The organism is Candidatus Rickettsiella isopodorum, assembly GCF_001881495.1.
Lineage (GTDB): Bacteria > Pseudomonadota > Gammaproteobacteria > Diplorickettsiales > Diplorickettsiaceae > Aquirickettsiella > Aquirickettsiella isopodorum.
This window is the reverse complement of sequence record NZ_LUKY01000033.1, coordinates 174,627-198,385: the sequence shown is the minus strand read 5'-3', so window position 1 is coordinate 198,385 and position 23,759 is coordinate 174,627. Positions and strand designations below refer to the sequence as shown.

The 23,759-nt window shown below is 36.8% G+C and carries 21 protein-coding genes; 8 read left to right on the top strand and 13 right to left on the bottom strand.

Annotated elements, in window-relative coordinates:
* The first annotated feature begins 1 nt into the window (after position 1).
* Positions 2 to 2,317 carry a type I DNA topoisomerase gene (gene topA, locus A1D18_RS04800; protein ID WP_071662671.1) on the top strand — a complete coding sequence of 772 codons (2,316 nt, stop codon included), beginning with the start codon at positions 2 to 4 and terminating at the stop codon, positions 2,315 to 2,317.
* A 50-nt stretch (positions 2,318 to 2,367) separates the two neighbouring features.
* Here the strand turns inward: topA and xseA are convergent, their stop codons facing one another.
* The 5 genes from xseA to A1D18_RS04775 form a co-directional block, all read right to left on the bottom strand.
* The gene (gene xseA, locus A1D18_RS04795; RefSeq protein WP_084028746.1) at positions 2,368 to 3,561 is read right to left on the bottom strand and encodes an exodeoxyribonuclease VII large subunit; all 1,194 of its coding nucleotides are present in this window, start codon (positions 3,559 to 3,561) and stop codon (positions 2,368 to 2,370) included.
* A 78-nt stretch (positions 3,562 to 3,639) separates the two neighbouring features.
* Complete coding sequence (gene relA, locus A1D18_RS04790; RefSeq protein ID WP_071662670.1) at positions 3,640 to 5,850, bottom strand: GTP diphosphokinase; 2,211 nt, start codon at positions 5,848 to 5,850, stop codon at positions 3,640 to 3,642.
* Positions 5,851 to 5,942: 92 nt separating this feature from the next.
* Positions 5,943 to 7,358: a D-alanyl-D-alanine carboxypeptidase/D-alanyl-D-alanine endopeptidase gene (dacB, locus tag A1D18_RS04785; RefSeq protein ID WP_071662669.1), complete on the bottom strand. Its 1,416-nt coding sequence runs from the start codon at positions 7,356 to 7,358 to the stop codon at positions 5,943 to 5,945.
* A gap of 89 nt (positions 7,359 to 7,447) precedes the next feature.
* Complete coding sequence (rlmD, locus tag A1D18_RS04780) at positions 7,448 to 8,776, bottom strand: 23S rRNA (uracil(1939)-C(5))-methyltransferase RlmD (RefSeq protein WP_071662668.1); 1,329 nt, start codon at positions 8,774 to 8,776, stop codon at positions 7,448 to 7,450.
* Positions 8,764 to 9,540 (bottom strand): 3'-5' exonuclease, encoded by a 777-nt coding sequence (locus A1D18_RS04775; RefSeq protein WP_071662667.1) that lies wholly within the window; start codon positions 9,538 to 9,540, stop codon positions 8,764 to 8,766. Before A1D18_RS04775 ends, rlmD begins: the two co-directional genes overlap by 13 nt.
* A gap of 435 nt (positions 9,541 to 9,975) precedes the next feature.
* Between A1D18_RS04775 and adk the strand changes: the two genes are divergently transcribed.
* Positions 9,976 to 10,644 carry an adenylate kinase gene (gene adk / locus A1D18_RS04770; RefSeq protein ID WP_071662666.1) on the top strand — a complete coding sequence of 223 codons (669 nt, stop codon included), beginning with the start codon at positions 9,976 to 9,978 and terminating at the stop codon, positions 10,642 to 10,644.
* Positions 10,645 to 10,646: 2 nt separating this feature from the next.
* On the opposite strand, the gene rluC is transcribed toward adk, so the two are convergent.
* Positions 10,647 to 11,597, bottom strand: a complete 951-nt coding sequence (gene rluC, locus A1D18_RS04765) for a 23S rRNA pseudouridine(955/2504/2580) synthase RluC (protein ID WP_084028744.1) — start codon at positions 11,595 to 11,597, stop codon at positions 10,647 to 10,649.
* 206 nt (positions 11,598 to 11,803) lie between these two features.
* On the opposite strand from rluC, the gene gltA reads away from it, so the two are divergent.
* The 3 genes from gltA to A1D18_RS04750 all read left to right on the top strand — a co-directional run bounded on the left by gltA (position 11,804) and on the right by A1D18_RS04750 (position 14,927).
* On the top strand, positions 11,804 to 13,093 hold the full coding sequence (gltA, locus tag A1D18_RS04760; RefSeq protein ID WP_071663013.1) for a citrate synthase: 1,290 nt from the start codon (positions 11,804 to 11,806) through the stop codon (positions 13,091 to 13,093).
* 226 nt (positions 13,094 to 13,319) lie between these two features.
* On the top strand, positions 13,320 to 13,703 hold the full coding sequence (locus A1D18_RS04755; RefSeq protein ID WP_071662664.1) for a hypothetical protein: 384 nt from the start codon (positions 13,320 to 13,322) through the stop codon (positions 13,701 to 13,703).
* 600 nt (positions 13,704 to 14,303) lie between these two features.
* Positions 14,304 to 14,927, top strand: coding sequence for a murein L,D-transpeptidase catalytic domain family protein (locus A1D18_RS04750; protein WP_071663012.1), 624 nt, complete (start codon positions 14,304 to 14,306; stop codon positions 14,925 to 14,927).
* 150 nt (positions 14,928 to 15,077) lie between these two features.
* On the opposite strand, the gene dapE is transcribed toward A1D18_RS04750, so the two are convergent.
* A complete protein-coding gene (dapE, locus tag A1D18_RS04745) occupies positions 15,078 to 16,217 on the bottom strand; it encodes a succinyl-diaminopimelate desuccinylase (protein WP_071662663.1) in 1,140 nt (379 codons plus the stop codon).
* A gap of 172 nt (positions 16,218 to 16,389) precedes the next feature.
* Between dapE and A1D18_RS06940 the strand changes: the two genes are divergently transcribed.
* Both A1D18_RS06940 and A1D18_RS04740 read left to right on the top strand, forming a co-directional pair.
* Positions 16,390 to 16,512 (top strand): hypothetical protein, encoded by a 123-nt coding sequence (locus A1D18_RS06940; RefSeq protein WP_281244144.1) that lies wholly within the window; start codon positions 16,390 to 16,392, stop codon positions 16,510 to 16,512.
* Entirely contained in the window at positions 16,509 to 17,519 is a 1,011-nt protein-coding gene (locus A1D18_RS04740) for an inorganic phosphate transporter (protein ID WP_071662662.1), read from the top strand. The genes A1D18_RS06940 and A1D18_RS04740 overlap by 4 nt, the downstream gene beginning before the upstream one ends.
* 38 nt (positions 17,520 to 17,557) lie before the next feature.
* Here A1D18_RS04740 and A1D18_RS04735 read toward each other — a convergent pair whose 3' ends face one another.
* Positions 17,558 to 17,779, bottom strand: coding sequence for a hypothetical protein (locus tag A1D18_RS04735; RefSeq protein ID WP_071662661.1), 222 nt, complete (start codon positions 17,777 to 17,779; stop codon positions 17,558 to 17,560).
* A 202-nt stretch (positions 17,780 to 17,981) separates the two neighbouring features.
* Here A1D18_RS04735 and A1D18_RS04730 point away from each other — a divergent pair, with 202 nt between their 5' ends.
* Entirely contained in the window at positions 17,982 to 20,312 is a 2,331-nt protein-coding gene (locus A1D18_RS04730) for a DNA internalization-related competence protein ComEC/Rec2 (RefSeq protein ID WP_071662660.1), read from the top strand.
* A gap of 483 nt (positions 20,313 to 20,795) precedes the next feature.
* On the opposite strand, the gene A1D18_RS04725 is transcribed toward A1D18_RS04730, so the two are convergent.
* The 5 genes from A1D18_RS04725 to rpsP form a co-directional block, all read right to left on the bottom strand.
* Positions 20,796 to 21,257: a methylated-DNA--[protein]-cysteine S-methyltransferase gene (locus A1D18_RS04725; RefSeq protein ID WP_071662659.1), complete on the bottom strand. Its 462-nt coding sequence runs from the start codon at positions 21,255 to 21,257 to the stop codon at positions 20,796 to 20,798.
* 201 nt (positions 21,258 to 21,458) lie between these two features.
* A complete protein-coding gene (rplS, locus tag A1D18_RS04720; RefSeq protein WP_071662658.1) occupies positions 21,459 to 21,863 on the bottom strand; it encodes a 50S ribosomal protein L19 in 405 nt (134 codons plus the stop codon).
* Positions 21,864 to 21,878: 15 nt separating this feature from the next.
* Positions 21,879 to 22,634 carry a tRNA (guanosine(37)-N1)-methyltransferase TrmD gene (trmD, locus tag A1D18_RS04715; protein ID WP_245756800.1) on the bottom strand — a complete coding sequence of 252 codons (756 nt, stop codon included), beginning with the start codon at positions 22,632 to 22,634 and terminating at the stop codon, positions 21,879 to 21,881.
* On the bottom strand, positions 22,628 to 23,143 hold the full coding sequence (gene rimM / locus A1D18_RS04710) for a ribosome maturation factor RimM (protein ID WP_071662656.1): 516 nt from the start codon (positions 23,141 to 23,143) through the stop codon (positions 22,628 to 22,630). Before rimM ends, trmD begins: the two co-directional genes overlap by 7 nt.
* A gap of 202 nt (positions 23,144 to 23,345) precedes the next feature.
* The gene (gene rpsP, locus A1D18_RS04705; protein WP_071662655.1) at positions 23,346 to 23,630 is read right to left on the bottom strand and encodes a 30S ribosomal protein S16; all 285 of its coding nucleotides are present in this window, start codon (positions 23,628 to 23,630) and stop codon (positions 23,346 to 23,348) included.
* Positions 23,631 to 23,759 lie beyond the last annotated feature (129 nt).

Sequence of the window (23,759 nt, the reverse complement as noted above, 5' to 3'; positions counted from 1 at the left end):
AATGGCAAAAAATCTATTGATTGTAGAATCGCCAGCTAAGGCTAAAACAATCAAGAAATATTTAGGTAAAGACTTTGAAGTTTTGGCTTCCTATGGCCATGTTCGCGATCTGATACCTAAAGAGGGCGCTGTGAATCCAGAGCAAAGTTTTGCTATGCAATATGCTCTGATTGAAAAGAATGCCAAACATATGGATATGATCATTAAGGCTTTTAAGAATGCCGATGCGTTATATCTTGCGACCGATCCGGATCGTGAAGGAGAAGCCATTGCTTGGCATATTTACGAAATTCTAAAGCAAAAAAAACTGCTAAAAAATAAGCCGACTTATCGTGTAGTATTTCATGAAATTACCAAGTCGGCGATTAATGCTGCTGTGGCAAATCCACGTCACATTGCTATGGATTTGGTGAACGCACAACAAGCACGCCGAGCATTGGATTATTTAGTGGGTTTTACATTATCCCCTTTATTATGGAAAAAAGTTCGTCGCGGTTTGTCGGCAGGACGTGTGCAAAGTCCCGCTTTACGATTAATCGTTGAGCGTGAAGAAGAAATCGAAGCATTTCAATCTCAAGAATATTGGACAATTACGGCAAATAATAAATTCGATGAAAAACCTTTTGCGGCGCGTTTAATTCAGTATCAGCAAGAAAAATTGAATCAATTTAGTATTACTAACGAAGAGCAAGCCACTGCAATCAAAGAAAATTTGCAACAACTGGCACAGGGTTATTTACAGGTTACCCATGTTGAGAAAAAACAACGTAAACGCAATCCGGCAGCTCCTTTTACGACGTCGACTTTGCAACAAGAAGCCGGGCGTAAATTAGGATTTACTGCTCAGCGAACGATGCGTCTCGCACAGCAACTTTACGAAGGAATTGATGTCGGTGAAGGTTTAGTGGGATTGATTACGTATATGCGAACGGATTCTGTCCATTTATCCAATGAGGCTATCGTATCGATTCGTGAACTTATTATGCAACGTTATGGCGAGAAGGATTTACCCGAAACTCCCCGGCATTTTCGAACTAAAAGCCGTAATGCACAAGAAGCGCATGAAGCCATTCGGCCGACACATGTAGAATTTTCACCCGAACAACTTAAAAAACATTTAACGGTTGAACAGTTTAAATTATATGAGCTTGTTTGGAAGCGTGCAGTAGCATCACAGATGATGCATGCCACTATTGATACGGTGGCAGTTGATTTAAGTGCTAAAGCAGCGAAGGATCATTGTTTTCGAGCTAACGGATCGACTATTGTGCATGCAGGTTTTATGGCGGTTTATTTAGAAAGTTATGATGATAGTAAACCTAAAGCATCGGATGATAGATCGAAAGCTGAAGAAGAAAGTATGTTACCACCCCTAAAAGTAGGCGATCAAGTTAATCTTATCAACATTAGTGCCGATCAACATTTTACTGAACCGCCACCGCGTTACAGTGAAGCAAGTTTGGTCAAGGCTTTAGAAGAGCGAGATATTGGCCGGCCTTCCACCTACGTGCCTATTATTTCAACCTTGCAGCAAAGAGAGTATGTCACGCTTGATCAAAAAAGATTTAAACCGACGGATGTCGGTAGGATAGTGAATAAATTTCTTACGCGTTATTTTATGCAATATGTTGATTATGCATTTACAGCGCGATTAGAGGATGAGCTGGATCAAATTTCTAGAGGAGAGAAAGAATGGATTCCTTTGTTGCAAGATTTTTGGGTACCGTTTAAAACATTGATTGAGACTACTGAGGAAACGGTACAGCGAAAAGATGTTACTCAAGAAGCTTTGGATGAAGCTTGCCCTAAATGTGGTAAAACTTTATCGATACGCTTAGGTAAGCGCGGTAGATTTATTGGTTGTTCAGGATATCCAGAGTGTGATTACACGCGAAATATGGAAGGAGAGGTCACTACGGCAAGTGAACCTGAAGTTGTACAAGGTCGTTTATGCCCTGATTGCGGACATGCTTTACATATAAAAATGGGTCGTTATGGAAAGTTTATAGGCTGTAGTAACTATCCGAAATGCAAACATATAGAGCCTTTAGAAAAACCAGCTGATACGGGAATAGAGTGTCCTGAATGTCATAAAGGCACATTTCTTAAGCGCAAATCGCGGTATGGTAAAATTTTCTTTTCTTGTTCTACGTATCCTACTTGCACGTACGCAGTGTGGAATGAACCTATCGAACAAGCCTGCCCGCGTTGTGCTTGGCCAGTGATGACGATTAAAACAACCAAACGTCGAGGAACTGAAAAAGTTTGTCCTCGTAAGGAGTGTGGGTATGCTGAGCCTATGCCAGAAGAAAAATAATTTCTATGTTTTTTTACTCACAGCCAAAAATTCAAGTGCGAAGAGTAGTATTAGAGTTTTGCTTTGACTTCACAAAGTAATTCACCTTTAGCCAGTTTGGTAATAATTTCCTGACCCGATTTTACTTCCTTGCTATTACGCAGAATTTTTTTGCTCGTTGCATCCCTTACAATTGCATAACCGCGTGCTAAGCTAGCTAAAGGACTTATGGCGTGAAGTGTGCGGGATAAACCTGAAAGTTTTTGTTCGTGGAAGTGTAATTGTCTTTTTATACTTAAATTTAGACGCTGAGTTAATTCATCACAATTCTGAAAACTATCTTGCAATCGTTGTTGTGGATGACGTAAACGCTTAGCTAGATTTTTTAGATTTTGCTGATAGCTTTTTAATAAATATAAGATAGTTTTAATCAGATGGTGATAGGTTTTATCTAGCTGTTGCTGGTATTCATTACCATCGGGGCTGGCTAATTGTGCTGCCATAGTGGGAGTGGCTGCACGTTTGTCAGCAACAAAATCAGCAATAGTAAAATCTGTTTCATGCCCAATAGCACTAATAAGGGGTAATTCACTTTTAAAAATTGCTCTAGCGACGTTTTCTTCGTTAAAAGGCCATAGATCCTCCAGTGATCCTCCTCCTCGCGCCAAAATTAAAACGTCACATTCTTTACGTTGATTCGCAGTTTTTATCTGCTGAACAATTTGCGCAGAGGCATTTTTTCCTTGAACTAAAGAGGGATATATTATGATGTTAATTGTAGGAAAACGTTCCTTAAGAACAATACAGATATCTCGCAGCGCAGCGCCTGTTTCTGAACTTATCACGCCTATCGTACCAGGAAATTTAGGTAAAAGTTTTTTATGTTGTGGTTCAAATAAACCTTCCGCTGCAAGTTGAGTTTTCAATTGTTCAAATGCTTTTCGTAATGCACCTTCACCCGCGGGTTCAAATTGATCAATGATTAATTGAAACTCTCCTCGTGCAGGATATAAGGAAATTTTGGCGCGAGCTAAGATTTGCATACCATTTTTGGGTTGATTGTCTTTATAACGCTGCCGCCCATTGAAGAGCGCACAGCGTACTTGCGCCTTTTCATCTTTTAAAGAAAAATACCAATGCCCTGAACTAGGGCTTGCGAAATTAGAAATTTCACCTTCTACCCAAATAGGTAAAAATGCATCTTCCAATAGATCTTGAACCATTTGATTAAGTTCCGAAACGCTATAGATTGATTTTTTAGACATATATATAAATCCCAGTATCAAGTAGATATACGGCTCCAATAGAACAGGCAGTAAGGTAAGTAGCTTGCTGCCCATAGTTTAACTAATGATTTGTCTTCTCACCTCAATAACATTAGGGACTTGCTTAATCCGATCTAAGACTTTACCAAGTGAGAGTAAACTGGGTATTTCAATCGTTAATTTAATATACGCTTTGGGATCGAGCTTATCACTGGCTAGTGTTAGTGCAACCAAATTTAATTTTTCATTAGCAATGAGTGTAGATACATCCCGTAGTAAACCAGGTCGATTGTACGCTTCCACGCAAATGTCGACCGGATACACTTGACTAACGGCTAGGCCCCAATCAGCATCTACTAAGCGATTTTGCTTTTCTGGTTCAAGATTGAGTAAATGTATACAATCATCACGATGCAAAACAATGCCTCGACTTTGGGTGATAAATCCTCGGATAGGATCACCTGGTACAGGTTTGCAACAGCCGGCAGTTTGGGTTAACAAGTCGGTAACTCCGGCTATGCTAATGCCTTCTGGCAAGCTGCTACGAGGTTTGCCTAACAAAATTTCAGGTTGGACTAAGTTGGATGCTAACTGTTTTTCTTGCGATTGTATTGCATTTAAAAGTTGGGCAAGCCGTAAATCACCACTGCCTAATGCGGCAATCATTTCTTTTTTGGTCTTAAAATGCAGTTTATGCGCTAATTTCTCAGGATCGAGAGTTGTTAATCCTAGTCGTTGAATTTCTTTATTGAATAAATCTTCTCCGTGGAGTAAATGTTTTTCATAATCTTGAGTTTTAAACCAGTGATGGGCTTTTGCTTTAGCTCGAGCAGTGTATAAATAGCCTAGATTGGGATTTAGCCAATCTAGGCTTGGACTTCCTTGTTTTGCAGTAAGAATTTCGATTTGCTCACCAATTTTTAGTTGGTAAGTTAATGGAACAATAGCACCATTGATTTTTGCTCCTCGGCAACGATGTCCTACTTCACTATGAATATGATAGGCAAAATCCAAAGGGGTCGAACCTTTAGGTAAATCTAGAATATCTCCGTTTGGAGTAAACACATAGACACGATCATCTAAAACAGTGGTTAGACCAGGTACGGTTGCTTTGCCACGCTTCACTAATTCTTTTTGCCACTCTAGTACTTGACGTAGCCAAGCAATTTTAGTTTGGTAACTTTCTTTTTGTCGTTGGGCTGTTTCTTTATATTGCCAATGTGCGGCTAAACCATGCTCAGATTCTTGGTGCATTTGATGAGTGCGAATTTGAATTTCGAGTATTTTTTGGCCAGGACCTAAAACCGCGGTATGAATAGAACGGTAACCATTGGATTTTGGTGTTGCAATATAATCATCAAATTGTCCTGATACAGGTGACCATAGACTATGAATGATACTTAAAACATTGTAGCAATCTTTAACAGTATTGACCAAAATACGGATGGCATTGAGATCATACAATTCTTCAAATTTTAATTTTTTTTGTTGCATCTTTCTGTAAATACTATGGATATGTTTTACACGTCCATAGACTTCAAAATTATGTAGTTGGGCATTGTCTAAAATTTTTCGTAACTGAGTTAAAATTATTTGTACATAGGACTCACGATCGATCAATCGTTCTTGAAGTAGCTGTGCGATTTGAGCGTATATTTTGGGTTCAAGATAATGTAAAGAGAGATCCTCTAGTTCCCATTGCAATTGACCTACACCCAGACGATTAGCTAAAGGAGCGTAAATATCAAGCGTTTCTCGAGCATAGGCTTGACTGGCTTTTCGATCCAACATATCCAGAGTGCGCATAGTAGCGGTACGTTCTGCAAGTTTAATGAGAACAACTCGCATATCTTCTACCATGGCAAGTAGCATTTTTCGAATATTTTCTAACTGAGTTTGATGTAGATTAGCAGCGGTACTGGCAATACGAATGGCGTTCATTTGTTTAGCGCCCTCGATAATTTTAGCCACATTCGGCCCTAAATGCTCACAGATCGTTTCTAAGCAAAGTTCAGCATAGTTTACACAACTATAAATTAAGGAAGCGGCAATTGTTTCTTTATCAAGATGTAAATCTAACAGAATTTCGGCCATCGTGAGGCCTTGCTGTAAGCAAGAAACATGCGTAGGAGTAGTTTTTGCTTCTCCCACAATTTGACTTAAAATAGAAGCCTGTCGAATCAATTTGAAATCTTCTTGACTACGCTGCATCGCCGCATGGTGTAGCCATGTTTCTAAATTAATACTACCGTCATTATTTAAGTAGAGCGAATTTTTTATTTTAACCATTTTCAATTATCCTTATTTTTAGTTTGTTGCTCTAAAAAAATTAGAAAAATCAATTGACTTATGTAAACTTGGCTTTGAGCTGAGTATTTATTTTATACATAACTTCTAGCTAAAAATTCGCAAATTTGATTTTCTAATAAACGATAACCTCCTTGATTATTTTTACCAGGAACAGGATCATTAATTAAAATAGAAAAAGCTAGAACTTGATTGTTTGCGGTCCGAACATAGCCAGCTAAACTACTTATTCCATGCATGCTGCCTGTTTTAGCGTGTATTCTACCCAGTGAAAGACCGCCTAGACGATGTTTTAATGTTCCATCGATTCCCGATCGCGGTAAGGATTCAAAAAGCAAATCGCTATCAGGTAATTGGGTATAAGCGAAATTTAATAATTTAACAAAGGCATTAGGCGTGACTATATTATTACGAGATAAGCCAGAACCATCGACCATCACAAGGTGCTTGAAATCAATATCTGTTTTGCTGGCAAGAATAGCTTGAACAGCATTTCTACCGGTTTTCCAACTACCTTGGACTGAAAAATACTTTTCCCCTAGTTTTTTTAATAAACTATCCGCAATAAGATTATCGGACTTTTTTAACATATTTTTTATTAAAAAAGCAAGTTCTGGTGAACTATTTTCGGCTAATGTTTTAGCAAATGGCGGAGTCTTCCCATAGACTAAATTTGAATAGTGGATAGAGTATTTTCTTAATAATCCGGCCACAATATCATAGGTAGCCAAATTTGGATTTTGCAAAGCCACTGCGAATGATAAAGGGCCCATCTTAGGGGAAAGATATCCTCTTAAAGTATAGTGATTTTTGCTAGCAGTCTTTGGTTTTAAATCTAAGGAATAACTTCCTTGCCTTAAACGTTTGGTCACAGCTTGATTGTCGATAACGATACCTAAATTGCTATTACTTTTTGTGACAGTAGGATGTAATAAATGTTGATTAGGTTTAACACTAAGGCTAAAGCAATTGCGATTGATGATGGTAGCTGTGACAGGGGCTGCATAGCAGAAAATCCTATCATCAATGACACGTCCTGGAGGCCAAGTACTTCGATCAATAACAGTATCATCAATAACGATGTTGCCTTGGATTCTATTTATATGTTGTTCATTTAATGTTTCTAGCATGTCTTTGAGATCATCTAGAGTTAAATAAGGATCACCACTAAATTTAATATACAGATTTCCAGTTAAAACACCATTATGAATCCTTGCTCCGGGGTTAGTTAAAAAACGGGTTTTAAATTGGAAATGAGGCCCTAAATAATCTAAAGCGGCAATCCCAGTAAATAATTTTAGAGTACTAGCAGGGACAAAGCCACGGTTGGCATTATATTGGTATAACACTCTTCCAGTGGATAAGGATTGAATGGAAACACCCGTGTTAAAGCCTTTAAAATGACTTAATATGTTATTCAGGCCTTGTTGCATGGATGTAAGCGATGCTTCTTCTTGACCATTTTCGCCATAATAGGCAAAACTTTTCATGGGGCTCATTAGCAAGATCGTACTGGAAACTATTCCTATCAAAAACCAGAAAGTTTTGAGAAATGTGCTGTTTAGTTTATTCATACTACCTATTTAGTAAATAAACAAATTGCTTCGCTATGATGAGTTTGCGGAAACATATCCATGATTCCGGCTTGTTGTAAGGTGTAACCTTGTTTTATTAATTCTCCTGCATCTCTAGCAAGACTAGCAGGATTACAGGATACATACACAATTCGCTCAACATTCCAATGCGCAATTTGTTGAATGATTTCAAAAGCTCCAGAGCGAGGTGGGTCCAATAGAATTTTGTTGAATGTTTGTTGAATCCAGGTTTCTTTTAGTATAGAACCTGTTAAGTCAGCCGTATAAAATTGTGTATTGTTAATAGCGTTGTGCCTAGCATTGGCTTTTGCCCGCTCTACGAGTTCAGCATATCCCTCGACGCCTACGACAAATTGGCATCGTGTGGCAAGGGGTAGACTAAAATTACCTAATCCGCAGAATAAATCCAATATCCGATCGCTGAAATTAGGTGAGAGCAATTCCATAGCTCGTTGGATCATTGCCTGATTGATGTTTGCATTGATCTGGACGAAATGCTTAGGTTCGAACAAGAGCTCTAAAGGGTTATAACCTTTATTTTCCAAGCGATAACTTAACAATTTAGGATCTTCTGGCCAAATACAGTGCGTGGTACTTTCATTGCCAGGTTGTAGGTAGAGTTGTAATTTATGCTGTTTCGCAAAGTTTTTCAATTGCATTTGATCAGAGCTGTCTAAAGGGGTGAGATGTCGAAAAACTAAGCCTAGCATTTCATCACCTAGCGCTGCTTCAATTTGCGGAATAGTTTGGAAAGCATTTAATTTATGAATAAGTTGTTGTAAAGGAACTAAAAGTTGACCCACTCTAGGATCCAATGTTTTACAAGTTTGTAGTTGTGCTAGATAACGTCCATTTTTCTCACGGAAACCAACTAATACGGCTCGCTTTTTGGTTACGTATTTAACACCTAGGCGCGCTCGGCGGCGGTAGCCCCAGCTTGCACCCTTAAGTGGAGGGAGTAATGATTTAGGTTTGATTTCAGCAAAATGGATGAGTTGCTCAGTAAGAGTTTTTTCTTTGTGCTGAAGTTGAGCTTGGTTACTGAGATGTTGTAGGCTGCATCCACCACAACTATCATAATGTAGGCATTCTGGTTGAATTCTATCAGTTGAAGCTTTTAATATTTGGGTAGATTTTGCTTCATCATAGGAACGCCGCTTTTTGTTATAAGCGATTAGGACTGTTTCTCCAGGTAAAGCATTCTCAACGAAGGTAATTTTCCCATTAATGTGCGCAATGCCCCGGCCTTCATGAGAAATCCCTGTAATAACAACAGGAGTGGTATTGATAGATGAAGTTTTTAAATTTTCCATGCGGCTATAAATTGTTTGAAATGGGGTTTATTTTCTTGAGCAATGGTTTCATAGATATAAGCACACTTTTTTTGATAAGTCTCAACAGATAAATTTCCTCGTATCAATTCAAAACGAAGATAAATTAAGTAGGTATTTAACACGTCTGTTTCGCAATAATTTCGAATGGCGTCTAATTTTCCATTTAAAAAGTAATCCCAAACTTGGCTACCATCCATCCCAAGTTTTCCTGGTAAACCTAACATGATGGCGATTTCCGTCATTGGGGCATTTGCGCGGCCTTGGTAGGCGGCTAAAATGTCCATTAAATCCATATGCCGATAATGATAACGGCTCAAATAGTTATTCCAACGGAAACTAGCATCCTCATTCCCTATATTCCAATAACTAGGACTACTAATTCCGTATAATAATGCTCGGTAGTGTAAAACAGGCAGATCGAAGCCACTGCCATTCCAGGAGATCAAGATAGGTAAATATTTTTCAATACATTTGAAAAACGCTTCAATTAGGACAGGTTCATCTGAATTGATATTACCCAATGACCCTATCTTAAATTGATTTTTAGTGTGTAATGCGACAGAAATAGCGACGATACGCTGCAAATGATAAGGAAGAAAGTCAGAATTACCCGTTTTTTCTTGACGTTTAGCTTGCATTGTTTCTGCGACTTTCCGATCGCTTTTTTCACTCTCTAAGTTATAAAGGATTCGCCCATTTTTTGTATCAGGAACAGTTTCAATGTCAAAAACAAAAGTATTCATAGAATTATCAGGCTAGAAATAGATAAAACCTCTTTAATGTAAACTAATTTTTGCTAAAAATTGCCATAATGATTACCCGTATAATGACTTACTTTCTATCTACTAGATGTCTCGGCTATGATACGCAAAAAATCAAGTTTTTTAGCGTGTTCTTACTGATGAATAGTCGATCAAGTATATTTCTGAAAATAGCCTACGTGTTCGCCTCTTTTTATAGTAGACTTCTTTCGAAACTTTTTAAATGAATCTAATTTTAGCATGGTTGTTTACAGATATAATACAGGTTGGGTTCTTTACCATGGGCTAGAAAACTCAAAAAAATCATAGTTAAAAGATATAACTAGAGTGATAAAAGCATATTTTTAGACTTCTGGCTAGTCCTGGATCTGGGTTTTTTGTGGATGCTGTTTAGATACTTACTTGAGATAATAATAGATGAGAATTATTTTATTAGGGGCACCTGGGGCAGGAAAGGGTACGCAAGCAAAATTTTTAACAGCTTACTACCATATTCCTCAAATTTCTACGGGGGATATGTTACGTTCTGCTGTTAGTCAGGGTACTCCCGTCGGCCTTCAGGCCAAGGCTTTAATGGACTCAGGTCAATTAATTTCGGATAAGGTCATTATCGAATTGGTCGAAGCACGCATTCAACAACCTGATTGTATCAATGGTTTTTTATTTGATGGATTTCCACGCACTTTACCTCAGGCGGAGGCGATACGGGCTAATGGTATTTTGATAGATTTTGTTATAGAAATTAAGGTTGAAGACGATGAAATTGTAAAGCGCTTAAGTGGCCGGCGTATTCACTTGGGTTCAGGACGTATTTATCATATATTGTATAATCCCCCCAAAATACCGAATAAAGATGATGTAACAGGGGAAGAGCTTATTCAACGTAAAGATGATACCGAAGCAACGGTACGTGAACGTTTACGGATTTATCATCAACAAACCAAGCCCTTACTTTGCTATTACAAAGAATGGCAGGATCGCGGCGATCCGGGTGCGCCCTGTTATATTTCAATTAATGGATATGCTGACGTTGAAGAAGTTCGCAGGAATATTTTTGCAGCGCTAAAGGAAAACAGGAAAGAATAGAATTAGCTAATCAACGATAAAGGGGTTAGGCATTTTAAAAGTTGGTTTAAATCTTTTGGCAATTCAGCATTTAGCGTTATAGTTTTCGCTATTGAGGGTAAAGTAAATTCAAGTTGACTGGCATGTAAGAAAAGCCGTTTACAGCCCAATTGACGCATCTTTTTATTGATTTCTTTATCGCCATATTTTTCATCTCCAATGATAGGGTGCTTGGCAAATTGGGCATGAACGCGAATTTGATGGGTGCGACCAGTGATTGGCATTACTGCGACCAGCGTAGATTCAGCATAATAATGTTGTACAGAAAATTCAGTTAAGGAACTTTTGCCTTCTGGTTGGACGCGTACAATGCGTTCTCCTGATAGCAATTGGTTCTTATATAAGGGGACGTCGACTTTTAATAACGATTTAGGCCAATGCCCTGCCACTAGAGCAATATAAGTCTTTTTAATTTTCCCTAAACGTAATAATTCATGTAGTTCTTTTAGAACACTACTTTTTTTAGCGAGTAATAAACAACCTGAAGTATCCCGATCCAAGCGATGAACTAATTCCAAGAACTTTAATTGTGGACGTAGTAAACGTAAAGCCTCTATGACTCCTAAATGTATCCCACTCCCACCGTGGACAGCAATACCACTCGGCTTGTTAAGGACTAAAAAATGCTTATCTTCAAAAATGATTGCTTTTTCAAGTAGCTCAGCTAGTTTTTCATTCAAACTATTTTTTTTCGTGGCAACGAGGGCAAGTCGTAGAGGAGGGATGCGAATAATGTCCCCTTCTTGTAAACGATAATCCGGCTTTACCCTTTTTTTATTGATACGTAATTCGCCTTTTCGTATGATTCGGTAAAGTCGACTTTTAGGTAGGCCTTTTAACCGCGACATTAAAAAATTGTCGAGTCTCTGGCCAGAATAGTCTTTTGTTACAGTTAAATGTTGAATAGTTTGCACAATATCGTTAATCTAGCATAAATCTAGCACACCTTTCTAATAATTTGCTTAAATCTTAAATAAGTTGCCGAAATTGACATCAGTATTTTATCTTTGTTATATATCACCCGCTTTTTAGGTAATTGCTAGTTTAGTTGGCGTACGAAATTAAATTTATAAATTCAGAGGCTATTATGACTCAATCTGCGGAAGTAACCACTAAAGACTTGTCTTCTTCGACGGCAATTTTGACGGTTAATAACTTATCTCCAATTAATTTGCCAATTTGCGAAGCGACCTTAGGGCCTGATGTTATTGATGTGACTCAATTAGCCAAAGTTAATCGATTTACCTATGATCCAGGGTTTCTATCTACTGCGTCCTGTTCTTCTAAAATTACTTTTATTGATGGCGATAAAGGTATCTTACTTTATCGTGGCTACTCGATTGATCAACTCGCAGAAAAATCAGACTTTATAGAAGTTGCTTATCTATTGCTTCATGGTGAATTGCCGAATCAAATTCAAAAACAGGGTTTTAATGAGGAGATTAATCAACACACGATGGTTCATGAGCAATTACGACATTTTTTTCATGGATTTCGCAGAGATGCTCACCCCATGGCAATTATGTTAGGTGTTGTTGGGGCACTATCTGCTTTTTATCATGATTTGTTGGATATTCATAATAAAGAACATCGTAAACTAGCCGCATTAAGATTAATTGCTAAAATGCCAACCCTTGCTGCCATGTCCTATAAGTATGCGACTGGGTTGCCCTTTATGTATCCTCTTAATCATTTAAATTATGCAGAAAATTTTATGCATATGATGTTTGGAGTTCCAACCGAAGAGATCCAACCTAATCCAGTGTTAGCGAGGGCTTTAGATAAGATTTTTATTTTACATGCAGATCATGAACAGAATGCTTCTACTTCTACTGTGAGACTGGCAGGTTCAACAGGCGCTAACCCTTATGCCTGCATTTCTGCCGGCATAGCCGCTTTATGGGGTCCTGCTCATGGTGGCGCTAACGAAGCTTGTTTAAATATGTTGCTTGAAATAGGAGATATCTCACGGATTGACCATTACATCGAAAAAGCAAAAGATCCTAATGATCCTTTTCGGTTAATGGGCTTTGGACATCGTGTCTATAAAAATTATGATCCACGTGCATCCGTGATGAAAAAGACATGCCATGAAGTATTAGAAGAAACTGGCCAAAAAGAAGTACCTTTATTTAAACTTGCATTAGCTTTAGAAAAAATTGCTTTAGAAGATCCTTATTTTATTGAAAGAAAATTATATCCTAATGTAGATTTTTATTCGGGTATTACTTTAAGTGCTTTAGGGGTTCCTACTAATATGTTTACTGTAATTTTTGCATTAGCTCGTACAGTAGGTTGGGTTTCACAATGGGAAGAAATGATGTCTGACCCTAAACTCCGTATTGCAAGACCTAGACAATTATATATTGGAAATACACAAAGAAATTATATACCTATTGAAAAAAGATAATTAAATCCCCATAAAGGCTATTTGTAAATTTAGTAGTTAAAAATCCTATTAGAGAATGCCGAATTTTTTAGTGATAAAATATTGCTGAATTATCTATAATTTATCGATATAATAAGATGTCTATTTAGGTTTATACTTCTTAATTTAGGAAATATTATTTAATATCACCTTAACTTTAAGAAGGTATATTGATTGTTTAATATAATATTAACTCTAAGGAACTCATATGATGAATGTTAAAGCACAAACAAAAACTAAACGAGGTAGACCACCTTTAAGTGCAGCTAAAAAAATGCAACGTAGTAAGGCTGCTCTAAATGCTCGAATGACACAAAAAGCCTTGCGTGCCAAGATTGCTATGCTCAAAGCCAATTTCAAAGAAAAACTGAAAATTGCTGAGCAAGAGGCTTATCAAAAAGCGTTAGAAAAGGTTGTTAAAATTGAACATAAAAAAATGGAAGCTAATTTCAAGGCTTTAGCAGTTGCAAAGGCAAAAGGAAATAAAAAAAGAATGAAAAGAATGTTAACCACACGAGGAAGACCATCCCAGCTCAATATAGCTAAAACAGGCACTATTCGTAAACGTGGCAGACCACGGAAAGTGAAATAATTTTTAACACAATATCAATACAGGAGAATGGCGAACTTTTGATTATAACAATAAAAATAGCTAAAAAATAAAAATTAATTTTACTTAAAATATTAACTAGAAAGGATTTTAGTTTAAGCACTAAAAAATGCAGAGTTACAACGCTATTATCGGTATAGATTAGTCGGATAGAAAGGCTAATTTTTAGAGGATAGGATTATTCTTGGACACTCCAAATTTCTTCTTTAAATTCTAGTTTAGAATTAGAGGAATTTTTGAGTCAGAGGGTTGTTCTATATAGAATAAAAACTAGGCCTTAAAAATCTGAATATTTCGGTATTTGGGTAGGGGTATCTAAAGATTTCCTAGCACTTAAAAATCTAAAGCTTAAGGTTGAAAGCAAAAGATTAAGCCCCCTAAACCCCAAATTTTGTCATTATAAAGCTTACATTAGAAGTATTAAATGTAAGCCTTTTGACTAAGGAAGCCGGCTAAATACGTTCAAATATTGTACGAATTATGCTATAGTGGTCTTTCTTCTGTTGAAGCAGAGGAGGGGGTTATATAGTGATATTAAAGAAAATAACAAGTTTATTACTGCTAGCGAGCGGTCTCTTCGTGATGACCGTTAATGCTAGTCCAGTAAACCAGGGAGCTAATGTGCAAGCTGAGCTGCAGCAGTTCAGTCAGCGAGCTCCAGCTCTTAATCCTAAAGTATTACAGTTAGGCTTAGAGGCTTATAACAAGGCGAGACAGGAAGGTTTAGACAATCAACATATTCTAACAATTATTGATTATACCAAGCCATCAACAGCACGAAGATTGTGGGTATTAGACCTTAACAACGATTCGGTCCTTTTTCATGATTACGTTGCCCATGGACAAAACAGTGGTGGCAACTACGCAACTTCTTTCTCGGATAGACCAGGAAGTTTAGAGTCAAGTTTAGGTGTGTTTTTAACTGAATCAACTTATCAGGGTAAACACGGCTATTCATTAAGAATAAAAGGTTTAGAAAAAGGATTTAACGATAGGGCGGAAGCTCGTGATATCGTAGTCCATAGAGCGGATTATGCAACGGCGCAATTTGCGCAGCAGCATGGTCGTCTAGGACGAAGTTGGGGTTGTTTTGCAGTGAGTCCAGTAGTTGCCGATTCATTAATCCATTCGATTAAAAACGGAACGCTAATATTTGCTTACTATCCTGACCCATCATGGTTATCAAAATCACAATTTCTTTCATAATAAAGAATACTAATGATTAACCGCAAGCAGCCTAAAGGCTGCTTTTTTTTGTGTGTTTTACTGAGCTCTTTTTTTAAGTTCTAAGTTCATATTCTTTGTATCTCAAATTAAAAAAATAGCTAATTTCTGATATTGAAATAATTTAAATAATTAATTTTTACACAAAGTATTCTTTAAAATTTCTTCATAAATTAAAACTAATTTCTCAAGATCATCAATAGAGACGCATTCATTAATTTGGTGAATAGTACTATTGCATGGACCAAACTCAACAATCTCTGCTCCTAAAGGCGCTATAAAACGGGCATCAGAGGTGCCACCTGTCGTTGAAATAGTAGGTGTAACCCCAGTAATTTTTTTTATAGCATCAAAACAGGCTAAACGTAACTGGCCTGAAGCGCTTAAAAAAGGAAATCCTCCACGTTGCCAAGTGATTTGATAGTTTAAATGATGTTTTTTTAAAATACTTTCTACAGTATCTTCTAATTTTTTTGCAGTGGTTGCGGGGGAGTAACGAAAATTAAATTTAACTTCTAGATTATCTGGAATCACATTACCTGCACCAGTGCCACCATGAATATTAGAAAATTGTAAGCTGGTAGGTTGAAAGTTAGGGTATGCTATTCCTTCGTCCCAATTAATATCCAATAATTCGGCTAAACTAGAGCTAAAGCAATGAATAGGATTTTCGGCTAATTGAGGATATGCAATATGACCTTGTTTACCTTTAATGATCAGATGGGCTGATAAAGAACCACGGCGGCCGATTTTTAAAGTATCTCCTAATTTTTTTTCGCAAGTAGGTTCGCCCACTAAGCAATAATCTATTTTTTCGTTTCTGTTTCTAAGTACTTCCGCTATTTTTGCTGTGCCATTGATGCTAGGGCCTTCTTCATCGCTCGTAATTAACCAAGCGATAGAACCACTATGATTAGGGTATTTTTTAATAAACTTTTCACACGCGGTCAACATTGCAGCTAGGCTACCTTTCATATCAGCGCTGCCACGACCATAAAGTTGGCCATTGCAAATGGTAGGCACAAAAGGAGGACTATCCCATTTGTCTAGGGGACCCGTAGGAACGACATCAGTATGTCCAACAAAAACAAATAAAGGTGACTCTTTCCCATGTCTAGCCCAAAAATTATTGACTTCTGCAAAGGGTAAGTGTTCAATCACAAAATCTAAGTGCTTTAAGTGCTGACATAAAACAGATTGACAGCCCTTATCATCTGGCGTAACAGAGGGTAGAGCAACAAGTTGTTGAACTAATTCAATAAGCGATAACATAAGGTTTTTGAGTATATTAACATTGTAAGATATGATTCTACCTTAAAGGGGCTATTTAAAGGAAATAAGAAATGAAATAAGAAATCGAATTTTAAGGAATAAACTATAGAATTTCAGGAGTTAATAATAACTGAAGTAAATACAATAAGTTTTTTCAACTATAGATTTTCATATGAAATATAACTCAATTAAATCCTTTTTTTATCAAACGGGATTAACTTCATCAGAGTGGCAACCCTATCAACGTCGTGTATACTTAACATCGAGTTTAAGTGATGGAAAGAATGCTGTATGACGAGCACTTTAGTATTTATTTATTTTGTTATTGTCTTAGCATTTATCTTCGACTTTATTAATGGTTTTCATGATGCGGCTAACTCTATCGCTATTATGGTTGCAACAAAGGTTTTAAAGCCTTTAACAGCAGTATTGTGGGCCGCATTTTTTAATTTTATTGCATTCTTATTTTTTCATCTAAGTGTTGCAACGACTATAGGCTCGGGATTAATAGAACCTCATATCATTACCCCGTATGTGCTTTTTTCAGCGCTAATGGGTGCTATCATTTGGAATCTTTTAACGTGGTATTTTGGTTTACCTTCAAGTTCATCTCATGGGTTGATAGGAGGGTTAGTCGGTGCAGCTTTAGTGGCTGGAGGTTGGCACGTTTTAAATTGGCATGGATTGCTACCTGTATTGATAGCAATCGTTTTGTCACCATTATTAGGATTATCAATAAGTTGGCTGTTGATAAAATTAGCACATTTTTTTTTAAAAGATATCAATTCCGATAAGACTCAATGTTGGGCTAAACGCGCCCAATTCGTTGCAGGGGCTTTATTAAGCTTAGGTCATGGTGGTAATGATGCCCAAAAAACGATGGGTATTATTGCTGTGTTATTATTTTCTACAGGTCTTTTAAATGGACATTTTTATGTTCCATTTTGGGTAATTATTTCTTGTAACTTTGTAATGGGATTAGGCACACTAATAGGAGGTTGGCGTATTGTCCATACTTTAGGAAATAAAATAACCAAATTAACACCTTTAAGTGGCGGGTGTGCTGCGACAGGTGCTGCATTTACGTTATTTGCAGCGACTGATTTAGGTATTCCTGTTTCTACCACACATACGGTGACAGGGGCGATTTTAGGAGTAGGCTCAACAAATGGTTGGCTAAATACACATTGGCCCACTATACGACGAATTATGTGGGCATGGATATTAACTATTCCAGCAGCTGGATTAGTCGCTAGCTTTTTTATGATGTTAGCAGCGCCTTTAAAACAGCTGCTACATTAAAAAACCATAAAAAGAAATTCGTAGTTTCTTGAAGATAATTACTTAGGTCTAGATTTAGGTATTACCATGACTTCGCTTTCATCGTCTACAAGAGGGCTATTTGAACATACTAACTTTTGAAAGATATAAAAGCGACTTCTTTCATTAGAGGTTGTTTTTTTAGAAGCCTTAGCTGAAGTTTCTTGAGCTATTTCTTGGGTGGTATTTTCAGAGTTAACATTACCTGAAATTCTTTTCTTAAGATGAGTAGGTTCTTGCATAAACACACTCCTTGTGTTGGTAATTCATGTCATTAATTCGAGAGAATTTTAAATCCATCCATTAAGTATACAAGATAATGCTTTAGATAAAAAATAATATTAAATATTATTTTTTATTACTTTAAGGGTGTTTTTAGATTTATTTGAAGAAAATATACAATAAGATAAGTTATCAAGATAAGTTATTGTCTGAATAAAAAATATGGCCCGCTGGACGTTAGGGTTTTTAATCGGCGTGATATGGATCACACATTTTTCGCATTTACCTTCGGTAAAACTGGCTTATTTACTAATTTTTATAAGTATCATTTTAGTTACGTTAGCTTTTTTTAAGTTATTTTTTTCTCAGAGCTGGATTTTATTTTTTGTTGCTTGTTGTTTAGGTTTTTCTTGGTCCTTGATAACCGCTCATCAACGTCTCTCTCAACAATTACCAAAAATATTAGAAGGTAAGATACTGATTGCTAGAGGACGTATACTAACTATTCCAGAAAATCACTCGGGTGTTGTGCGTTTTGACTTTCTTATTCAACACTTGGCGACTTCTATCGCTATACGCTATCCTATCCCTGTGCGTATTAAGGGATATTTTTATAAAAATTCGAATGTATTAACTCATTTTAAAAAAGGCGATATTTGGCAATTTACCTTGCGTCTCCGTCGACCACGTGCTTTTTGGAATCCTGGTAGTTTTGACTATCAAGCGGAACTATTCCAACAAAATATAGGTGCGACAGGTTATTTATTAGAAAAATTCCCTTTGCGTTTAATTGAACGTGCGAATGCCTATTATTTTATTGATAATTTACGCCAAAAAATCACTGCGAATGTAAAAAAATCTTTGCAAGATTACCCCTTATTAGGACTTATTAGTGCATTAACGACAGGAATACGCTGCGAAATTACAGATGAACAATGGCAAGTTATGCGCGGTACAGGGACTAATCATTTATTTGCTATTTCAGGTTTACATCTTGCTTTTATTGCAGGAATTATTTATTGGATAGTTCGTCTTATTTGCTGTCGACTCCCCTATGTTACTCTTTATATTCCCGCTCCTAAAATTGCTAGTGCACTTACGTTATTAATAGCGGTTTTCTATAGTGCTTTAGCGGGATTTTCTATCCCGACTCAACGTGCGCTACTGATGCTAGTGGCATTTTCAATGACGAGAATACAGCAACGCTATCTTACTAGTTGGCATTCATTTCATTTGGCATTATTGATTATTTTGATTATCGAGCCTTTTACGGTTTTATCAGCGAGTTTTTGGCTGTCCTTTATAGCGGTGATATTAATTTTTTATGCGGTTTCTAATCGCATAAAACCATTAGCAAATTGGCGTGCTTGGTGTCGGATTCAAGTAACTGTCAGCTTAGGGTTAATTCCTTTATCTTTATTATTTTTTCATCAAATTTCTTTGATTAGTTTTGCTGCTAACTTAATAGCGATTCCATCTATTGGATTTATAATTTTACCGATCAGTTTATTAGGTAGTTTAGTTAGTCTTGTTAACATGGTGTTTGGAAACACTCTCTTAATTTTCGCAGAACAATTACTTGAATTACTTTGGAAAGTACTCAATTTTTTTTCAGAAATACCTTTAGCCCAATATTACGCTTACGTATCAACTCCATGGATATTAGTTTCAAGCTTAGTGGGCATTTTATTACTTTTAGGACCTAAAGGAATGCCAACTCGCTGTTTAGGTTTCATTTGGATTTTGCCTTTATTTTTTTGGGAAAGTCAGAGACCACAATATGGCGATATTTGGATTCATCTTCTTGATGTTGGGCAAGGTTTAGCCAGTGTAGTTCGTACTCAACATCACGTCCTGATTTATGATACAGGTCCTCGTTTAAGTCCATCCTTTGATGCAGGAAAATTGGTCATACTTCCTTTTTTACAAACTATCGGCGTTCAAAAAGTAAATTTGATGGTAGTTAGTCATGGTGATAATGATCATAGTGGTGGAGCGATGATTATTTTAAAACAAATACAAGTTAACAAGGTGCTGAGTAGTATTCCAAAAAAATTTCTACCCAAAATCGTAAATTTATGTGAAGAAAAAATGCATTGGCAGTGGGATGGAATTAGTTTCGAGATTTTATATCCACCCATGCATCATCTTTATCAAGGTAATAATAGTTCATGTGTACTAAAAATTAGTAATCGTTTACAAAGTATTTTATTAGTGGGCGATATAGAAAAGAGGGCAGAAAACTATTTGGTTCATGCAAAACAAAAAGATTTGCAAAGCACAGTTTTAATAGTACCACATCATGGTAGTAAAACCTCTTCAAGCATAGCGTTTTTAAATTATGTGCAACCCGTTTACGCTTTATTTTCTACAGGTTTTCATAACCGCTTTAAATTTCCACATCAAATTGTATTAAATCGTTATCAACGTTTAGGTTCTGAAATTTATAACACGGCAACTGAAGGAACTATTACGTTAAAATTAAATGTACTTACTAATACTATACAAAGAGAGACTTACTATGACAAAAGCCATCGTTTTTGGCAGGATTAATAAAGTATTGGGAGATAAAAGGTTTTATATACTGAGTTTTAATAAAAGAACCTTATGCACAGAAAAAAATTTAAATGCAAAAAGTGTAAATTAAAAAGGGCCGTAAAACGGCCCAAGGGGGTTTATCTGTGTTGTAACGTCCTTGTAGCATCCTTGCTAACACTACCTCCTTGTAGTGTAGACATCCTTATCTATTCCCATAACATAAGGATTTTCTAATTAATTTTCAAATAAATAATCACTTTAAGATCTTTATTGAAAACTAAGTCCTTGATCAGATCATTAACAACACACATTACATAGATTAACAAAGTTAGAATTTATTACAATGGGCGTTTGACGGCTTCAGTTTTAACTTACACGCTTTTGAGTAAAGACTTACAGGCGCTAAGAGATGAATTGAGCAGGCGACGCTTAAAAGAAATTAATAAATAGGATTATCTTTTAATTGAGCTAAAAAAATTTCCTTATGTTTGTATTTATTTAAAATACAGTGGAATAGGATTCATGGTTTAATAACCATTTTTTTATAGATATTTCTTTTCCTTTATAGCCACCTAAGTTTTTTTGGGCAACAACTCGGTGACAAGGAATCAATATCGGAAGAGGATTCGCTCGGCAAGCATTACCAATAGCTCGCGCCCCCGTGTTTAATTTTTTGGCGAGCGTTCCATAACTAACAGTTTTTTGTATAGGGATTTTACTCAAGGTTTGCCAAACTCGTTTCTGAAAAGGGGTTCCTTGTAATTGATAGGATATATTAAATTGAAAGCTGGGATGTTTAAAATATTGATTAAGCTGATTGACGATGTCGTACAGAACTTCTTCGTTAGGTTGAATTAATGCCTTATCATCAGTTAAGAAATCAAGCTGTGTAAGTAATTGACAGGTAGTGGATATCCCTAGTTTACCAAGGGGGGTTTGGATAATAGCTTTATAAAACATTTATCTTATTGTTCTCTTCGTACTTGAATTTTTGTCTGTGTTGCTGCGTTCGCAATCCTTATGTATCTTGATGAATAAACGAAGGCTATTTCATTATTGCAGCACTTGCCAAAAATCCCCTTGCTGTGAGTATATTTATGTAGAGATTAAAGCTTTTGGTATGCCAACAATAAAAATATGGTCGGCATAGGTTATGGGCGTCTATTCTATAGAATTGTTATTACTAACTTCCTCTTTTGAAGTTTGCATAGTGGTTATTAATTTTTCTTTAATACGCGCTGCTTTACCGCGAAGGTTACGTAAGTGATATAGTTTTGCTTTTCGAACGTCACCACGTCTTTTAATTTCTATGCTAGCCGTTAAAGGACTATAAAGAGGAAAAACTCGTTCCACCCCTTCACCATGTGAGATCTTTCTTACTGTAAAGGCAGAGTTGAACCCACGATTACGTCGAGCAATAACAACTCCCTCAAAGGATTGTAATCGTTCACGTGTGCCTTCTTTGACTTTAATTTTAACTGCAACTGTATCTCCAGCACGAAAGTCGGGAATGTCCTTTTTTGATTGCATTTGTTCTTTTTCAATAGTCTGTATGAGATTGCTCATCACTAACTCCAAATTTTATTCGCTATTTTCACGGATGAATTCGGCCAATAATACCTGCTCTTGCTTGCTAAGTATATGCTTTTTTAATAAATCAGGTCGGCGTTGCCAGGTTCGTCCCAAAGCTTGTTTTAAACGCCAACGAGCAATGGCGGTATGGTCTCCCTGTAGCAAAACATCAGGAACCTTCTGTTGTCCATCTATCTTTGCAGGGCGGGTATAGTGTGGATAATCTAATAGAGCCGAACTAAAGGAATCTTGTGAGGCGGATTCCATATGGCCTAATGCCCCTGGTTGTAGGCGGACTATCGTATCAATAAGGCACATCGCGGCGAGCTCTCCGCCACTCAAAATAAAATCCCCTAAAGACCATTCCTCGTCGACTTCACTGTTTATAAGACGTTGATCGATGCCTTCATAACGACCCGCAATTAAAATAAGTCCTTTACGTTGACTTAATTCTTGAGCCGCTACTTGATCGAATCGCTTTCCTTGAGGGGATAAATAGCTGACTAGAGGAGCCGAGTGTAAGGTCTGTTGGCGTGATTTTGCCATTTTTATTGCAACAAGTAATGGCTCAAACTTCATCACCATGCCAGGTCCGCCTCCGTAAGGACGGTCATCGACAGTATTATGTTTATCTTCTGTAAAATCCCGGGGATTCAAATGGGATATTTTTATCAACCCTTTTTTTTGTGCGCGCCCAGGTATGCTTAAATTCAAAGGACTAAACATTTCAGGAAATAGGCTAATAATTTGGATATCCATCAAAATTCCGCATCCCAATCGACAATCATAGTTTTATTCTCTAAATCGATAGACTTAATGGTTTGATCTAATAAAAAGGGAATTAAATGCCTTTTTTTATCAGTAATTACCAATACATCGTTAGCACCCGTAGCAAAGATAGCTGAGATTGTGCCGAGATAAATGTTTTCACAGGTATAGACTTTTAAGCCTTCTAAATCTATCCAGTAGTATTCACGCGCTGTTAAGGGAAAGAATTTTTGTCTATCAACATAGATTTTATAATTTGTATAAAGACATGCTGATTCAGGTGTTGTACAGTTGGCGAGTAGTGCTAATATCTGTTGACCATGAAGACGGCAATCTATTATTTCAATTAGAATAGCTGGGGAAGAGGATTTATTAGGTGCTTCTAAATACCAGGGTTGATAATCGATAATATTACTAACAGGTTCTGTATAAGAATTAATTTTAACCCACCCTTTGACACCGTAAGGTTTTCCTATAGTACCTACTAAGACCTTTTTTTTCGTCATTTTTACCTCTTTTACTCAATGATAGGCATTTTATTAATCATCTAATGCAGAGAGGTAGTCTTGATTTAAGGAGATGGTAATATATTACTCACACAGCAGTGGGATTTTTGTCAAGTGCCGCGCCCATGTGGCCGGGTATATACACAACCATGATTTCGAGTTGATCGGCGACACAGACAAAAATTCAAGTGCGAAGACTATATTAAGCAGCTATCGCCTGGTTGTTAGTTTGCTTAGTATTAGCTACTTTTCTAGCCTTTTTCAGAAGACTTTGGACTTGCTCTGAAGGCTGAGCCCCTTGGGATAACCAATAGTTAACCCTATCTTCTGTAATCTTTAGCTCTATTTCTTTACCTGCAGCAACAGGATTATAAAAACCTAAACGCTCAATGTAGCGTCCATCACGGGGTTTTCGGCTATCTGTTACAACAATGTGATAGAAGGGGCGCTCTGTACGGCCTCCTCGTGCTAAACGAATGGTAACCATGGAATAAATTTTCCTCTCTATTTGTACTGTCTATTTAAACGCTCAATTGAGTGAGATTACGTTAATAGCAAGTATTTTAATAAGCTTGCCAGATTGAAACCTCACCGAATTCTACGCAAATTTTATTAA

What these genes read in the sequence shown, in the direction of transcription:
- rlmD (WP_071662668.1), bottom strand. Translation starts at nt 8,776, where the DNA reads ATGGAAAATTTAAAAACTTCATCTATCAATACCACTCCTGTTGTTATT.
- rpsP (WP_071662655.1), bottom strand. Translation starts at nt 23,630, where the DNA reads ATGGTTACCATTCGTTTAGCACGAGGAGGCCGTACAGAGCGCCCCTTC.
- A1D18_RS04755 (WP_071662664.1), top strand. Translation starts at nt 13,320, where the DNA reads ATGATGAATGTTAAAGCACAAACAAAAACTAAACGAGGTAGACCACCT.
- A1D18_RS04735 (WP_071662661.1), bottom strand. Translation starts at nt 17,779, where the DNA reads ATGCAAGAACCTACTCATCTTAAGAAAAGAATTTCAGGTAATGTTAAC.
- rimM (WP_071662656.1), bottom strand. Translation starts at nt 23,143, where the DNA reads ATGACGAAAAAAAAGGTCTTAGTAGGTACTATAGGAAAACCTTACGGT.
- A1D18_RS04730 (WP_071662660.1), top strand. Translation starts at nt 17,982, where the DNA reads ATGGCCCGCTGGACGTTAGGGTTTTTAATCGGCGTGATATGGATCACA.
- dacB (WP_071662669.1), bottom strand. Translation starts at nt 7,358, where the DNA reads ATGAAAAGTTTTGCCTATTATGGCGAAAATGGTCAAGAAGAAGCATCG.
- A1D18_RS06940 (WP_281244144.1), top strand. Translation starts at nt 16,390, where the DNA reads ATGAAATATAACTCAATTAAATCCTTTTTTTATCAAACGGGATTAACT.
- xseA (WP_084028746.1), bottom strand. Translation starts at nt 3,561, where the DNA reads ATGTCTAAAAAATCAATCTATAGCGTTTCGGAACTTAATCAAATGGTT.
- dapE (WP_071662663.1), bottom strand. Translation starts at nt 16,217, where the DNA reads ATGTTATCGCTTATTGAATTAGTTCAACAACTTGTTGCTCTACCCTCT.
- A1D18_RS04750 (WP_071663012.1), top strand. Translation starts at nt 14,304, where the DNA reads ATGACCGTTAATGCTAGTCCAGTAAACCAGGGAGCTAATGTGCAAGCT.
- rplS (WP_071662658.1), bottom strand. Translation starts at nt 21,863, where the DNA reads ATGAGCAATCTCATACAGACTATTGAAAAAGAACAAATGCAATCAAAA.
- topA (WP_071662671.1), top strand. Translation starts at nt 2, where the DNA reads ATGGCAAAAAATCTATTGATTGTAGAATCGCCAGCTAAGGCTAAAACA.
- A1D18_RS04775 (WP_071662667.1), bottom strand. Translation starts at nt 9,540, where the DNA reads ATGAATACTTTTGTTTTTGACATTGAAACTGTTCCTGATACAAAAAAT.
- adk (WP_071662666.1), top strand. Translation starts at nt 9,976, where the DNA reads ATGAGAATTATTTTATTAGGGGCACCTGGGGCAGGAAAGGGTACGCAA.
- A1D18_RS04725 (WP_071662659.1), bottom strand. Translation starts at nt 21,257, where the DNA reads ATGTTTTATAAAGCTATTATCCAAACCCCCCTTGGTAAACTAGGGATA.
- A1D18_RS04740 (WP_071662662.1), top strand. Translation starts at nt 16,509, where the DNA reads ATGACGAGCACTTTAGTATTTATTTATTTTGTTATTGTCTTAGCATTT.
- relA (WP_071662670.1), bottom strand. Translation starts at nt 5,850, where the DNA reads ATGGTTAAAATAAAAAATTCGCTCTACTTAAATAATGACGGTAGTATT.